Here is a 13,216-nt window from a genome sequence, read left to right as displayed (position 1 = left end):
TGCCCCCAAAGTGTTCGCTATAGTATCACGGACTCCCCGCTGAATGTATAGTGTCAAGAACCGATATCCGCGGCCCGAACCCGCACCGGATCGCCCGGCGCGGCGGCCAGGGCGTCCGCTGCACGGCCGCGATTGAGCGCGACCTCCACGAGGCCGTCGCTGCCCTTCACAATTACCGCCCCGCCGGGCGCGGCGTCCCCGAACGTGCGTCCGACCCCGGCGCGAAGCCCCTTGGACCCGACCTCGACCACGGCGTTCCGGCTCTCCGCCAGCCGGGCAAGCAGGCTGCCGGGAATTGTCGTGACGAGATTGCCGAATGGGTCGACCCACAGCACGGCGCCGCGCAGGCTCGAGCCGTCCCACCCGCCTTCCTCGATCGTCAAGTCGACGTACTCGGGCGCCGCCTCACCCACGGCCTCAACTGCTGCGCCCGCGGCGAGATGGGCCGCGGCCGGAGCGAAGATGTCGCGTCCGTGAAAGGTCCCGGAAACGGGATGGTGCCAGTAGGCGGGATTCGTCAGCCGGTACACCTCCGGGGCCCCCAGTCGTCTCGCGGCCGGCAGCAGCAGCCCGTTGTCGGGTCCGACGAATATCTGCCCTCCGGCAGCCACGGCCAGCGGGGCCCGCGCCGTGCCGACGCCCGGATCCACCACGGCGCAGTGCACGGTGCCGGCGGGGCAGACCGGAGCCACGGACCACAGCAGATACGCGCCGGTGCGGACGGCGTGGCGCGGCACCGCGTGCGAGATGTCGAGGAACCGGGCGTCGCAGATCGCGGACGCCACGGCTTTCATCGCCGCCGGGTACGGCGAGTCGAGGCCGAAGTCAGAGAGAAACGTCAGCAGGCGCATCGTCCGCTCCGCAGAACGCCAGGATCGTCTCCGCGAAGATCTGGGCGCAGGCGGTCACGGACGGCAGATCGACGTACTCGACCGCCGCGTGCGCGCCGTCGCCGGACGGGCCGAAGACCACCGTCGGCATCTCGTGCTGGGCGAGAATGGCGGCATCGCACCAGTACGCGACGCCGATCTGAGGCGGGCTCTGCCCCGTGACCTGCCGGGCCGCGCCGTCGAGCGCCCGGACGATCGGCGCGTCCGGGTTCACCTCGAGCCCCGGCCGGCTGCCCGTGATCTCGACCGCCGCCCGAAACGCGGGGTCCGCCGCGCGCAGCCCGTCGGCGATCACGGTCAGTTCACGCCGGACGTCGTCCACGGTCTCGCCCGGCAGCGTCCGGCGCTCCACGTCCAGCGTGCAGGCCGGCGGATACGTGCTGAGCCCCTCGCCGCCCTCGATCAGCGACGCGTGGACGGAGGGGCGGCCGACCAACGGGTGCCGGGAACGCGGCAGCACCTCCCGATCGAGCCGGTCGATCGCGGCCAACACCCGCCCCATGTGCGCGATGGCGTCGACGCCGGCTGCCGGATCGCTGCCGTGCGCCGCGCGTCCCTCCGTGCGGATCCGCGCCCACACAAACCCCTTATGCGCGAGACAGGTGCGCATGGCGGTGGGCTCGGTCACGATCGCCGCGTCGGCGCGGTAACGGCGCGCCACCGCCTCCGTGCCGGCGCTCAGGTACTCTTCATCGACCACAAACGTCAGGATCACGTCGCCGAGCGGGGCCACGTGCGCGTCGCGCAGCGCGGCGACGGCGCCGACCATCGCGGCGAGGCTCGCCTTCATGTCGTATGCCCCGCGGCCATAGAGGCGCTCGCCCCGGCGCTCAGGCGAAAACGGCCCGTCCATCCCCGCCGCGCCGACCGTGTCGGTGTGGCCGTTCAGCAGAAGCGAGCGGCCGCGGCGCCGGTCGCGGCCGCGCAGCACCGCGACGACGTTGGGGCGGCCGGGCAGCGCGTCCTCGACGGCCACATCGAGATCGAGCGAACGGCACGCGCCGGCCAGCACGCCCGCGATCTCGGCTTCGCCGGCGCCTCCCGGGACCAACACGGGATTGACGGACGGAACGGCGACGAGGCGCTCGAGCAGGCCGATCACAGCCTCGGGACGGACGCGCGGGTGCGCCGGCCGGCCCATGCTATCGCTGGCAGCGCGGGCAGAAGAACGTCGGCCGTCCGTGGAAGCGCCCGTCGCGCACGGTGCCGCCGCAGCCACGGCAGCGTTCGCCCGCCCGGCCGTACACCGCGAGGCGCGCGCGCCCTTCGCGGCCGAGCGCGTCGTGAAACCCGGGTTCGCCGCCCGCGGCGATCGCGGCGCGCAGTGTTCGCCGGATGGTCCGGTAGAGACGCCGCGCCTCCGAAGGCGAGAGCGATTGGACGGTCCGGTCGGGACGAAGGCGCGCCCGAAACAGGATCTCGTGCGCCCACAGGTTGCCGATGCCCGCGATCCGCGCCTGGTTGCAGAGTGCGTCCTTCAGGCTGCCGCGCCCCCCGAGCGCGGCGAGGAACGTCTCGACGGTGAGCCCTCGCCCGAGCGGATCGAGGCCGGGCTCCGCCGCCTCGGCCGCCCGCGTGGTCTTGAGGAGATGAAACGTGCTCAGTTGAAGCTCGCGAAATTCGAGCGTCGCGCCGCCGGCGAACCCGAACAACACGCCGGTCCCCGGGCCGGGCGCGGCCCCGTCCCGCTGGAAGCGCACAACGCCCCACAGCATATAGTGGAAGACGAGCACCCACGGATCGACGGAGAAGCGCAGTGCCTTGCCCTGCCTCGTGATGCCTCGGATCGTGCGCCCCCGCAGGGCGCGGGCGAAGCCCGGGCCGGAATGCGTGCGGAGCACCGTCGGGCGCCGGACGATCACCCGGGCGATCGTCTTGCCGGCGACCGTCCGGAGGAGCGATCGCCGCGCCGCTTCGACCTCCGGCAGCTCAGGCACGGCATACCTGCTCGACGGCCAAGTCGAGCGCGCGGGCTACCTCCGCGGGCGGCACCGTTCCCTGAGCCGCCTCCGGGGTACCGCCGCCGCGTCCGCCGACGGACCGCGCCGCCCCCGTCAGGACCGCGGCCATGTCGGCCGCCACGCCCGCCGACCGGACAAAATACAACCGGCCTGTCTCCACCACCCCGGCGAGCGCCACGCACGGCTCGCGCGACGTCAATTCTCGCAGCAGCAGGCGAACCTCGTTCTGATCGCGCTGCGGGAACTCGAGCCGGAGCACCTTTGGACCTTCTCCCGCCGGGAGCGCGGCGAGACGTTCCGCCGCTTCATACGCCAGGAGGCGCCGGAGCGAGGCGGCCAGGGCGCGTTCGCGGTCCTCGACGCGCGCGGTGAGCCGCCCGAGCGCCTCCGGCAGCTCACGATCCCCAACGGTCAGGCGGCCGCTCCACTCCGCGACGAGCGCGTGCTTCCAGCGATAGTCGCGAAGGGCGCGCCAGCCGGCCAGAAACTCGACCCTCAGGTGCCCCTTCGCGCGCTCCCACCGCCGCAGCAGCACGGGGCCGAGCTCTCCGGTGGTCCGGACGTGCGTGCCTCCGCAGGCGGACCGGTCGAGGCCCTCGATTTCCACGACCCGAAGCGGACCCGCGCGCTTTGCCGGCCGCCTGAGGCCCATCCGCTCCGCTTCGCCGGCGTCGACGAACCGCACGCCGACGGGACGGTTGTCGTAGACGGCCTCGGCGACGGCGTCCTCGACGGCGAGCGCCTCCTCGGGGGATAGGGCAGCGCGCTCGAAGTCGATCGTCGACGAGTCGCCGAGGTGCACCGCGACGGTCTCGGCGCGAAGCTGCTGGAGAAAGGCGGCGGACACGAGATGCTGCGCGGTGTGCTGCTGCATGTGATCGAACCGCCGGTCCCAGTCGATCTCGGCTTCGACCTCCACCCCGATGCCGGGCGGCGAGCTGCCGGCTTCGAGCACGTGGATCACGTGCTCATCGGCGTCGACCACGTCGACGACAGGAATCCCGTCGAGCGTGCCGGTGTCGTGGGGCTGGCCGCCGGAGGTCGGATAGAAGACGGTCCGGTCGAGGACGACGCCGGTGCGGCCCCCGGCGGCCGGCACGACCGCGAGAACGCCGGCGAGAAACGTCCGCCGGTAGGCATCGGTGTAGTATAGGCGCTCCGTCGCCGCGGTGCCCGGCGGGACCGGCGATTCCCGACCTGTGCTAGAATACATGCGTGTTGTTCCTCGTCACCCTCATTTCGGATGTGGCGCAGCTGCTCGCACTGCTCATCATCGTGCGCGCCCTGCTGACATGGGTTCCGTCGGTCGACTACGGGCATCCGGTGATCCGTGCCATCGTCCGCGTCACAGACCCGGTGCTGCTGCCGATCCGCCGTCTCGTCCCGCCGCTCGGCGGGATCGATGTGACGCCGATCGCCGCGCTGCTGCTGATCCAGGTGGCGCGTTACCTGCTGATCAACATCGTGGTCGCCGCCTTCGGCGGCGGCTGATCAGGACGTCGACATGACCTTGGCGCGCCGGCGCCGCACGGGCCGGCGGCGCCGGGGCCGGTGGTTCATCAAATTCTCCGGCAGGTTTTCTTCCCACGTGATCATGCTGTGGAAAAAGACCTTGTCGCCCTCTTCGAGACCGCGGGTCACCTCGGTGATGTGCATGTTGGTCGCGCCGAACGCTTTGAGCGCGTGTTGAACGGCGGCCTCGGGCTTGGCCCGGTCGCCGCAGGTGAAGATGTCCAGGGCCACGTAGCCGACCTCCGGCCACGTGTGCACCGAGAGGTGCGACTCTGAGATCACGACGACCCCGCTGACCCCCATGGGCCGGAAGCGGTGGAACGAGATCGCCCAAATCTGGACGTCGGCCACCTCCGCGGCCCGGACCAGGACCTGCTCGACCTGCTCCACGCGACTGATCACGTCGCGGTTGCAGCCCGAGCCCTCGACAATGTAGTGGTGCCCGACCGTGTCCACCGGTCATCCCTCCAGGGCAGCGATGCGCGCGCGCGTCCCCCCGCGCGTGCTCACACGAACCGTCTGATGACCGCGATCAGGCCCGTGCTGATCAGCGTCACGAGAAACGCGCTGACCAGCACCCCCAGCGCCAGCGCGGCGATCGCCTGGCGCCTCGGCAGCCCGAAGGTCCACGCGAGTACGGCGCCCGAGTACACACCGGGTCCGGGCAGCGGCAGGCTCACGTAGATCCCCACGCCGACGACGCCCCACCGTTCCACGTATTTTCGTCCGCGGTGCCGGACTTCCTGGATGAACCGCCGCACCAGCGCGGACCGCGAGAGAAACCGCTCGTAGAACAGATCCAGCCCAAGGAACGCCGGCAGGATCACCGCCCAACTGGCCAGCACCGCGGCGCCAAAGGCGGCCGCGGGCGGCAACCCTTTGGTGATGCCGTACGGAATCGCCAGGCGCAGCTCGACCCAGGGAACGAGCGAGAGCACCATCACGTGGACGAACCTAATGAGCATCGGATGCGGCACGCAGCGCCGCCACCCGCTCTTTCCGCGCGCGTGTCCGCATCGCCCCGGCGAGCCGCACGCGCCGCGCGTCGCCGTCCGGCGCGGGCAGCGGCGGCATCGGCGCCGGCCGGTCCGCATCGTCGACGTGGACCATCGTGAGGAACGCGGTGCAGGTGTAGTGGCGGCCCCCGCCGACCTGCTCGCCGTCCACCCGCACGCCGATCTCGGCGGACGTTCTCGACACAAACGTCACCGCCGCGACGACGTCGGCGATCTGGCCGACGCGGAGGGGATGGTAGAAGTACACCGTGTCGAGCGACGCCGTCACGACCGGACCGCGCGCATACCGGACGGCCGTGATCGCGGCCGCTTCGTCGAGCAGCGTCAAGACCTTGCCGGCGAACATAAGCGTCCCGCTGAACGCGTCGTCGGGCGTCACCAGGTGGGCGATGTGCGTCGGCGGCGGCGCCGGACCCAGCGGGAGAGAATCGGCGCCCTGCGTTTGCATCCGGGCGAGCCGCGCGGCCTTGCGCGCGGCGGCCGCCTTATAGACGGCCGCTTCGGCGCTCGATCCGGGCGTGACCGTCAGTCCGACCGGCCGCGGCCGCTCGCGGTCGTCGAGCGCGATGAAGGCCAGGTGCGACGACGTCGTCCGCCTCGGGGCCGACCGTCCGGGCGCCTCGGACTGCACGACCACGCCGACCTCCATGGAGGACCGCCCGACAAACTCCACCTGGGCGTCGATCGTCACGATCTCACCGACGTGCACGGGCGTCAGGAAATCCAGATCGTCCATCGCGCCGAGAACGACGAGGCCGTGGGCGAACCGCGACGCGGCCAGCGTACCGGCCGTGGCGATCCAGGACATCATGCGTCCGCCGTAGAGCGTGCCGTGGGGGTTCGCGTGTTCCGGAAAGACGAGTTGCACCATCTGGAAGCGCGTCTCCGTGATGGTCGGCACAGGCTGTATGGTACCATAGGAGCGCCGATGACGCTTCGCTATGCGCTGAGCCGCCTCGAACGGGCCGACGCGCGCCGCGCGTTTGGCCGCGCTTGGCTGTGGGTCTGTCTGGCCGGCGCCGCCGTGACGCTCGCCGCGGACGGCGGCCGCGACCTCTTTCTCGTCCTGGTGGCATGGATCGTCTGCGTCTTCGCGCCGGTGCGGATCGCCGTCGAGACGCTGCAGACGATCGGCCCGCGGTGGAAGCGCTCGCTGCAGCGGCGGCTTCTCGAGCGTCCGAATCGCTACACCTCACCGGAAGACATCACCCTGATGGTGGAGTGGTTCGTCGCCCAGGACGTGCAGGTGCCGCGGCTCGCGCCCCGCGATCTCGCGCCCAAGGTGATCACCGCGGCGTCGGGGGTCTGCGGCGCCACGCTGCGGGAGGGCGCGCCCGGCCTGCTCCACGCCGCCGTCCGGTGCGCCTCTCTGCTCGACCGGTGGGTCGGCACGATCGCGGCCGGCGAGCAGCTGCCTCCGGTCCCGGCGTCCGCCGGCGTCGTCGCGTCGAACGGTGCGGCGCCCGCGGCACTCTGGGAGGCCGGCGCCAGCATCCAGGATCAGTGGGGTACACTCCGGGCGCTCGCGAGCCTCGCCGCCCTCACCAAGGTGCTCGTCGACGTCTACGAGGACAGCACGGGACTCGCGCTCGATGGCGGCGCCGCCATCCGAACGGAAGCGGACGCCGCGATGGACTACGTGGACCAGATTGGGCTCCGCCTCGACGGCCCGCCGTGGGAGGACGTGCCCGGCGTGCCCCGAGCGGCGCTGCCGGTCGAGACGGCCGCGCGCCTCGTCGAGACGTGGCTCGTGTTCGTCGCGGGACCGCTGCCGGCCCCGCGCCGGCTCGCGGCCTTCGTCGAAACCATCACCGCCTAGGGAACGCTGTAAGACACATGGCCGCGGATCCTCTCCCCTGCCGGAGCACAGGCCCGAGGCGCCTGCCGCGGCGCACGCTGCTGCGGGCCGTGCTGGCGGCCGCCGCCGCCGGCACGGCCGCGCGGTCTCGCCCCGCGTGGGCGGCCGCGACCTCCCGATGGTGGAGCAGCCTCGTGTGGGCCGTGTTTGAGAATCGCAGGTTCGCCGAAGTGTCCGGCCTCGCCTCGCATCGGCGGCTGGCCCGGGAAGGCGCCGTGCTCGACCGCTACTTCGCGGTGTCGCACCCGTCAGGCCCCAACTATCGCGCCATGGCCTCGGGCGAGGTGTGGGGCACGGCCGAGGTCATCGACACGTTCCACCCCACGGTCGCGAGCGCCGGCGCCGCCGCCGCGCCGCCGATTCCCGCGTACGTCTACCATCTGGCCGGGACAATCGCGCGCAAGCACAACCCGCTCGTCGACCTCCACGCTCCGATCGCCCGCACCGGGATGGGCCTCGACGCGCTGCGCGCCGATCTGGGCGGCGGTCCGGCGGGCCTGCCGGACCGCTGCCTGGTTTACGCCGGATGGGACGACGACAACGAAATGCACAACGGCCACCCGCAGCGGGCCGACGCCAATCTCAACGCGCTGCTCGACACGCTGGCCGCCTCGCCGTGGTTCACGACGCCGGACGCGGACGGCCGGTACCCCGCCCTCTTTTTCTGCTACGACGAAGACGACTTCAACGGGGACAACCGCGTGTTCGCCGGGTTCTGGGGACGGGGCGTCCGGCGGGGAGCCGCGTCCGCGATCCGGCACAGCCACTACGGATTCTGCCGCACGATGAGCGACAACTGGAACCTTCCCGCGCTTGGGAGGGCCGCGCGCGAGGCGCCGATCGCCGAGGTCTGGCGCTGAGCACAGGCGGCGGCCGCCCGGCGGTCCCCGCGTGCGGTGGAGGAGTTATGGGACGTCCGGCGTACTAGCACCGCGGGTTCGTCCGGCCGTCCGGACGTTTCCGCGCCAGACGCGTTTTGACGCCGTACTCGTTGCAGCATTCGACGCCGCATCATCGGGGGCAGATCATCGAACATCACAGCCGGCGGCGCGGCCTTCTCGTCTCCGTCCTCCTGTCTCTTGCCGTGCTCGGCGCCGGCGTGTCTCCCACGCCGGCGCAGCCCGTCCCACTGCGGATCATCGCCAACGGCGAAGACCTCGCGTCCGCGGGGGACGCGATCGTGCAGGACGGCGTCGTCATGGCGCCCCTCCCGGGACTCTTCGAACCGCTCGGCATCCACGCGACGTGGGACGGCCGCGCGCGCGTCCTGACGCTCCAGAGTCCGGCCGGCGACGAGATGGAGTTGCGGACGAACGATCCGTACGCCACCGTCAACGGGGAACGCCGCCCCGTTCCGGTACCGCTCGTGACGGTTCTCGGCCGCGTGCTCGTGCCGGCGCAGTGGGTCTTCGATACGTTGGGCGACGTGACGATCTACGACGCCGGGCAGCGCACGCTGTTCGTCAACGGCCAGATCACGGCGGTTTCGTGGCGCGCGACGGACGCCGGCCTGGAAGTGACGCTCGAGGCCACCGCGCCGCTGCATCCCCGCATCACAACGCTCCACACGCCCGAGCGGCTGGTCGTCGACGTCCCCGGCGCGGTGGCCCGGACGCCGCAGCCGCTGACCGACGTCCATGAAGGGCCGCTGCAAACGATCCGCATGGGCCAGGCGGCGGGCGGCGCGCGCGTCGTCTTCGACCTGACCGGGCCGGTGCGTTACCGCCTCCTCTCCGCGCCGGCGGACCGGCACGTCGTGATCGCCCTCGGCGGCGGCGCCGCCCCGGGGCCGATCCCGGCGGGGCCGTCCGGACGCAAACTGCTCGATGTCGCGTACGAGCCCGCGGACGGCGGCGGCCGGGTCGTCATCACGGCGACGCAGCCCATCCGGGCCGCGGAGCACGTGCTCCGCGGCCCGGACCGCATCGTCCTCGACGTCGCGGACGCGGTCTTTGTCCCGGTCAAGAAGGCCCTCGACGTCAACGACGGCCTCGTCGTCCAGGTCCGAGCGGCGCAGTTCCACAAAGATCCCAACATCGTCCGGATCGTCGTCGAGCTGAGCCGGCCCGCGCCCTACGCCGTGCATCCCGGCGCCGATCCGTCGCAGCTCGTAATCGATCTCGGCGGCGCCGCGCAGCCGCCGGCGGCCGGCGGCCACGGCCGGCTGGTCGTGGCGATCGACGCCGGCCACGGCGGCAGCGATCCGGGCGCGATCGGCCCCTCCGGCGTGCTGGAGAAGGACGTGGCGCTCGCGATCGCCCAGGACCTTCGCACCCTGCTCGTCCGGCAGCGGATCGATGTGGTCATGGTGCGGGACGCGGACGTCTTCGTCCCGTTGGAAGATCGCGCGCGCATCGCGGCGCGCGGGGGCGCGACCCTCTTTGTCAGCATCCACGCCAACGCCGCGGTCGACGCGAACGCCAACGGCACGCAGGCCTTCTACCTCACGCCGCAGAGCGCACCGCTCGCCTCGGCCATCGCGGACGAGATCGGCCGAGCCGCGGGCGTAGGCTCGCGCGGCATCGCGGTGGCCCGATTCGCGGTGCTGGTCGGCAACCCGCATATTCCGGCCGTGCTCGTGGAGACGGCGTTCGTGACCAACCCCCGCGAGGAACAGCTGCTGCGCGTTCCGGCGGGACAGCAGGCGTTCGCGCAGGGCATTCTGAAAGGGCTGCAGCGGTATGCGGCGGCCCCCGCCGCGGAGCAACCCTGATGGCCCCTAAAAGCGCGCGCGGCGGCAGAACACGCGGCGGAACCAACGGCCGGTCCCGGCGCGGCATCCCGGCGTTCGCGCTGGGGATGCTGGCCGGCGCCGGCATCGTGCTCGGCCTGCTGGCCGGCTGGCACGTCCGTCCGGCGCCGCCCGCTCCGCCCGCCCCGCCCCGCGCGTCTCACGCGGCGCCGCCGGTTGCGGCGCGTCCCCGTCCCGCGCGGCCGGCCGCCCCGGCGCCCGCGCCCCGCGCCGCCGCGCCGCAGCCGCCGCGCGAAAACCCCGAAGGCTCCCAGAGTCCCGCCGTCGCTCCCGGACCGGCGGCATCACCGGAGCCATCCGCTCATCCCCGGGTCGCCGTCATCTTCGACGACGCGGGCTACAGCCTGCGCGCCGCGCGCGAGGTGATGGCGCTTCCCCGTCCGGTGACGATTTCGGTGCTGCCGGGCCTGCCGTACTCGACGCCGATCGCCGAGGAGGCGGCGGGCCGGGGGGTCCAGGTGATCCTTCATCTCCCCGTCCAGCCGGACAACGCCGCGCTCGACCTGGGGCCCGGCGGCATCACGGTGGACATGACCGACGACGCGATCGCACGGACCGTGGCGTCGGACTTTGCCACGGTGCCCGGCGCCGCCGGCACGAACAACCACATGGGCTCGCGCGGGACCGCCGATCCGCGCGTGATGCGGGCGATCCTCGGCGTTGTCAAGGCACGCCGGCTGTTCTTCGTCGACAGCCTGACCTCGCCGCGGTCCGTCGCCGCGGACACCGCGCGCACGATGGGCGTGCCGACGGCGGTGCGGGCCGTCTTTCTCGACAACCAGGACGACGACACCTACGTCCGCGCCCAGTTCCATGCGCTCATCCGCATCGCGCAGACCCGCGGACAGGCGATCGCGATCGGCCACGTCGGCAAGGTGACGGCGCGCGTGCTGCGGGAGATGCTGCCGGAATTCGACGAGGCCGGCATCCGGTTCGTTCCGGTGTCGGCCCTCGTGCGCTGAACCTGTCTGTTACAATAGGCAGCGTGTGAAAGACAGGCACTTGAACGCCCCCCCCCGGAGGTCAACATGCGCGTCACGCTCGCCGACACACTTCCTGCCGCCACCGCCTGCGATCTCCTCGCGCTGGCGGTGCCTGAACCCGGCACGCTCGCCGGGGACGCGGCGGCGGTTGACAAGCAGCTCGGCGGACGGTTGACGGACGCGGCCCGCGCGGACGGTTTCACGGGGAAGCGCGGCCGCACGCTGCTCCTCCACGCGCTCGACGCGCCGTTCCGGCGCGTGCTCCTCGTGGGGACCGGCCGCGGCGGAGACGCGGAAGCCGTGCGCCGCTTCGCGGCCGTGGCCGCCCGGCAGGCCGGCGGCGTGCAGGCCAAGCGGATCGCGATCACGGCGGCCCTCGACGGCGGCGCGGGCGGACCGGGCGGCGCCCCGGCGGAGCACGTCCGCGCCGCCGCGGAAGGGGCCGGCCTCGCCGCCTACCGGTTCGACCGGTACCGCACCGCCGACGATCCCGCGCTCGACGAAACCGTCGTGCTCGCGCGCGGAGACCGCGGCGCCCTGACCCGCGCGCTTCGCCAGGCCGACCTCGCCGTGGCCGCCACGGGCCGCGCCCGCGACCTCGTCAACGAGCCCGCCAACGTCGTCACGCCAACCGCGCTCGCGGACCTCGCGCGCGAGATCGCCGCGCGCGACGGGCTGGACTGCCGCGTGATCGACCTCGACGGCGCACGGAAGATGGGGATGGGCCTGTTCGCCGCGGTCGCGGCCGGCAGCGAGCAGCCGCCGAAGTTCATCGTGCTGGACTATCGCCCGGCGGGCGCAGCCGCGGACGCCTCACGAACCGTCGCGCTGGTCGGCAAAGGCATCACGTTCGACACCGGCGGGTACTCGATCAAGACGGCCAACGGGATGATGACGATGAAGGGCGACATGGCGGGCGCCGCCGCCGTGTTGGGCGCCATGGGCGCGCTGAAAGACCTCGCGGCGCCGGTGCGGGTGCTCGGCATCGTGGCGGCGACCGAGAACATGATCAGCGGGCGCGCCACGCGTCCCGGCGACGTGGTCCGCGCCCTCGGCGGCAAGACGGTGGAGATCAACAACACCGACGCCGAAGGCCGCCTCGTGCTCGGCGACGCGGTGGCCTTTGCCGTGCGCGAAGGCGCCGCCGAAATCATCGACCTCGCGACCCTCACCGGCGCCTGCGTGATCGCCCTCGGCGACTACACCGCAGGGCTGATGACCAACGATCAGCCGCTGGCCGACCGCCTGCTGACCGCGGCGAAGGCTTCCGGCGAGCAATTGTGGCAGCTGCCGATGTACGACGAGTTCGCGGAGGCGATGCGCAGCGACATCGCCGACCTCAAGAACTCCGGGGGGCGCGCAGCCGGCGCGGAGCGCGGCGCCGCCTTTATCGGTGCGTTCGTCGGGACGACACCCTGGGCGCACCTCGACATCGCCGGTCCCGCGTTCGCGGAGGACCGCAAGGGACCGCCGTACATGCCGCTCGGCGGGACCGGGTATGGCGTCCGAACGCTGCTGCGCTACTTGGAAGCCGGCCCCGGCAAGTAAGCGCCGCCGAACAGGCCGCCGGCCAGGGCGCCGCCGATCAACGGGCCGATCCAGTAGACCAGCTGATTGGTCCACACGCCGGACACGAGCGCCGGCCCAAACGCGCGCGCCGGATTCACCGCCGCGCCGGTCAGCGCCCCGAACGCGAGGATGTCCATGGTAATTGTGAGGCCGATCGCGAGGCCGCCGATGCGCGGCGCCGCGGGGTGCACGGCCGTGCCGAAGACCACCGTCACCAGGAAGAACGTGCCGATCGCCTCGAACAGGATGCCGGCCGTCGTGGGCACGTCGGGCGCGAGCAATGGCGTGCCGAGACTCACGGCGACGACCGGGCCGTGTGGATACGCCGCCCACAGCGCCAGGCCCCCGAGCGTGGCCCCGGCAAGCTGCGCGATCACGTACGCGATCGCTTTGGCCGCCGGGATTCGTCCGGCGACGAGAAAGCCGCAGGTCACCGCCGGATTGAAATGCCCGCCCGAAATAGCGCCGAGCGCCGAGACCATGACGCCGATCGCGAGCCCGTGGGCCAGCGCGATGCCCAGCACGCCGACGCCGCCGTGGGTGATTTGATTGGCGATGATGGCGCCCGCTCCCGCAAAGATCAACGTAAACGTCCCGATCACTTCGGCGAGCAACGGCTTCCACGCCGGCTGTGCCTCTGCCATACCCACCCCCCGACCTTTCGCGGCGTCTTGT

At 72.3% G+C, this 13,216-nt stretch carries 14 protein-coding genes; 6 read left to right on the top strand and 8 right to left on the bottom strand.

Translation table 11 applies throughout. The features are described from left to right. Positions 1 to 53: 53 nt before the first annotated feature. From VKT83_12900 to VKT83_12885, 4 genes are read right to left on the bottom strand one after another with little or no spacing between them, the layout of a single operon-like run. Positions 54 to 851 (bottom strand): SAM-dependent chlorinase/fluorinase, encoded by a 798-nt coding sequence (locus tag VKT83_12900; GenBank protein ID HLY23356.1) that lies wholly within the window; start codon positions 849 to 851, stop codon positions 54 to 56. After that, entirely contained in the window at positions 826 to 2,031 is a 1,206-nt protein-coding gene (locus tag VKT83_12895) for an ArgE/DapE family deacylase (GenBank protein HLY23355.1), read from the bottom strand. Before VKT83_12895 ends, VKT83_12900 begins: the two co-directional genes overlap by 26 nt. 1 nt (position 2,032) lies before the next feature. Next, positions 2,033 to 2,827 carry a DNA-formamidopyrimidine glycosylase family protein gene (locus tag VKT83_12890; GenBank protein HLY23354.1) on the bottom strand — a complete coding sequence of 265 codons (795 nt, stop codon included), beginning with the start codon at positions 2,825 to 2,827 and terminating at the stop codon, positions 2,033 to 2,035. Continuing rightward, a complete protein-coding gene (locus VKT83_12885) occupies positions 2,820 to 4,064 on the bottom strand; it encodes an alanine--tRNA ligase-related protein (protein HLY23353.1) in 1,245 nt (414 codons plus the stop codon). Before VKT83_12885 ends, VKT83_12890 begins: the two co-directional genes overlap by 8 nt. Before the next feature lie 2 nt (positions 4,065 to 4,066). On the opposite strand from VKT83_12885, the gene VKT83_12880 reads away from it, so the two are divergent. Then, complete coding sequence (locus VKT83_12880) at positions 4,067 to 4,342, top strand: YggT family protein (GenBank protein HLY23352.1); 276 nt, start codon at positions 4,067 to 4,069, stop codon at positions 4,340 to 4,342. On the opposite strand, the gene speD is transcribed toward VKT83_12880, so the two are convergent. Genes speD through VKT83_12865 form a run of 3 tightly spaced genes read right to left on the bottom strand, consistent with a single transcriptional unit; the run spans position 4,343 to position 6,250 of the window. Further along, positions 4,343 to 4,819, bottom strand: coding sequence for an adenosylmethionine decarboxylase (speD, locus tag VKT83_12875; protein HLY23351.1), 477 nt, complete (start codon positions 4,817 to 4,819; stop codon positions 4,343 to 4,345). It abuts the gene before it with no gap. Positions 4,820 to 4,869: 50 nt separating this feature from the next. Further along, complete coding sequence (locus VKT83_12870; GenBank protein HLY23350.1) at positions 4,870 to 5,328, bottom strand: small multi-drug export protein; 459 nt, start codon at positions 5,326 to 5,328, stop codon at positions 4,870 to 4,872. Next, a complete protein-coding gene (locus VKT83_12865) occupies positions 5,318 to 6,250 on the bottom strand; it encodes an acyl-CoA thioesterase (GenBank protein HLY23349.1) in 933 nt (310 codons plus the stop codon). Before VKT83_12865 ends, VKT83_12870 begins: the two co-directional genes overlap by 11 nt. A 57-nt stretch (positions 6,251 to 6,307) precedes the next feature. Between VKT83_12865 and VKT83_12860 the strand changes: the two genes are divergently transcribed. The 5 genes from VKT83_12860 (at position 6,308) to VKT83_12840 (ending at position 12,520) form a co-directional block, all read left to right on the top strand. Next, positions 6,308 to 7,198: a hypothetical protein gene (locus tag VKT83_12860; protein HLY23348.1), complete on the top strand. Its 891-nt coding sequence runs from the start codon at positions 6,308 to 6,310 to the stop codon at positions 7,196 to 7,198. Positions 7,199 to 7,215: 17 nt separating this feature from the next. Then, positions 7,216 to 8,097 carry a hypothetical protein gene (locus VKT83_12855; GenBank protein HLY23347.1) on the top strand — a complete coding sequence of 294 codons (882 nt, stop codon included), beginning with the start codon at positions 7,216 to 7,218 and terminating at the stop codon, positions 8,095 to 8,097. 131 nt (positions 8,098 to 8,228) lie between these two features. Further along, the gene (locus VKT83_12850) at positions 8,229 to 9,950 is read left to right on the top strand and encodes an N-acetylmuramoyl-L-alanine amidase family protein (GenBank protein HLY23346.1); all 1,722 of its coding nucleotides are present in this window, start codon (positions 8,229 to 8,231) and stop codon (positions 9,948 to 9,950) included. Then, complete coding sequence (locus tag VKT83_12845) at positions 9,950 to 10,951, top strand: divergent polysaccharide deacetylase family protein (GenBank protein ID HLY23345.1); 1,002 nt, start codon at positions 9,950 to 9,952, stop codon at positions 10,949 to 10,951. The genes VKT83_12850 and VKT83_12845 overlap by 1 nt, the downstream gene beginning before the upstream one ends. 66 nt (positions 10,952 to 11,017) lie before the next feature. Beyond that, positions 11,018 to 12,520 (top strand): leucyl aminopeptidase, encoded by a 1,503-nt coding sequence (locus VKT83_12840; protein ID HLY23344.1) that lies wholly within the window; start codon positions 11,018 to 11,020, stop codon positions 12,518 to 12,520. On the opposite strand, the gene VKT83_12835 is transcribed toward VKT83_12840, so the two are convergent. Continuing rightward, entirely contained in the window at positions 12,493 to 13,185 is a 693-nt protein-coding gene (locus tag VKT83_12835) for an aquaporin (protein ID HLY23343.1), read from the bottom strand. The two genes, VKT83_12840 and VKT83_12835, sit on opposite strands and share 28 nt — an antisense overlap. Positions 13,186 to 13,216 lie beyond the last annotated feature (31 nt).

It is taken from the genome of bacterium (assembly GCA_035308905.1).
In the GTDB taxonomy this organism is placed as follows: Bacteria; Sysuimicrobiota; Sysuimicrobiia; order Sysuimicrobiales; family Segetimicrobiaceae; genus DASSJF01.
This window is presented reverse-complemented; position numbering and strand designations above follow the sequence as displayed.

Excerpts from the sequence above, each read along its gene's own strand:
- VKT83_12900 (HLY23356.1), bottom strand. The coding sequence starts at position 851 with ATGCGCCTGCTGACGTTTCTCTCTGACTTCGGCCTCGACTCGCCGTAC.
- VKT83_12895 (HLY23355.1), bottom strand. The coding sequence starts at position 2,031 with ATGGGCCGGCCGGCGCACCCGCGCGTCCGTCCCGAGGCTGTGATCGGC.
- VKT83_12885 (HLY23353.1), bottom strand. The coding sequence starts at position 4,064 with ATGTATTCTAGCACAGGTCGGGAATCGCCGGTCCCGCCGGGCACCGCG.
- VKT83_12870 (HLY23350.1), bottom strand. The coding sequence starts at position 5,328 with ATGCTCATTAGGTTCGTCCACGTGATGGTGCTCTCGCTCGTTCCCTGG.
- VKT83_12865 (HLY23349.1), bottom strand. The coding sequence starts at position 6,250 with ATGGTGCAACTCGTCTTTCCGGAACACGCGAACCCCCACGGCACGCTC.
- VKT83_12860 (HLY23348.1), top strand. The coding sequence starts at position 6,308 with ATGACGCTTCGCTATGCGCTGAGCCGCCTCGAACGGGCCGACGCGCGC.
- VKT83_12855 (HLY23347.1), top strand. The coding sequence starts at position 7,216 with ATGGCCGCGGATCCTCTCCCCTGCCGGAGCACAGGCCCGAGGCGCCTG.
- VKT83_12845 (HLY23345.1), top strand. The coding sequence starts at position 9,950 with ATGGCCCCTAAAAGCGCGCGCGGCGGCAGAACACGCGGCGGAACCAAC.
- VKT83_12840 (HLY23344.1), top strand. The coding sequence starts at position 11,018 with ATGCGCGTCACGCTCGCCGACACACTTCCTGCCGCCACCGCCTGCGAT.
- VKT83_12835 (HLY23343.1), bottom strand. The coding sequence starts at position 13,185 with ATGGCAGAGGCACAGCCGGCGTGGAAGCCGTTGCTCGCCGAAGTGATC.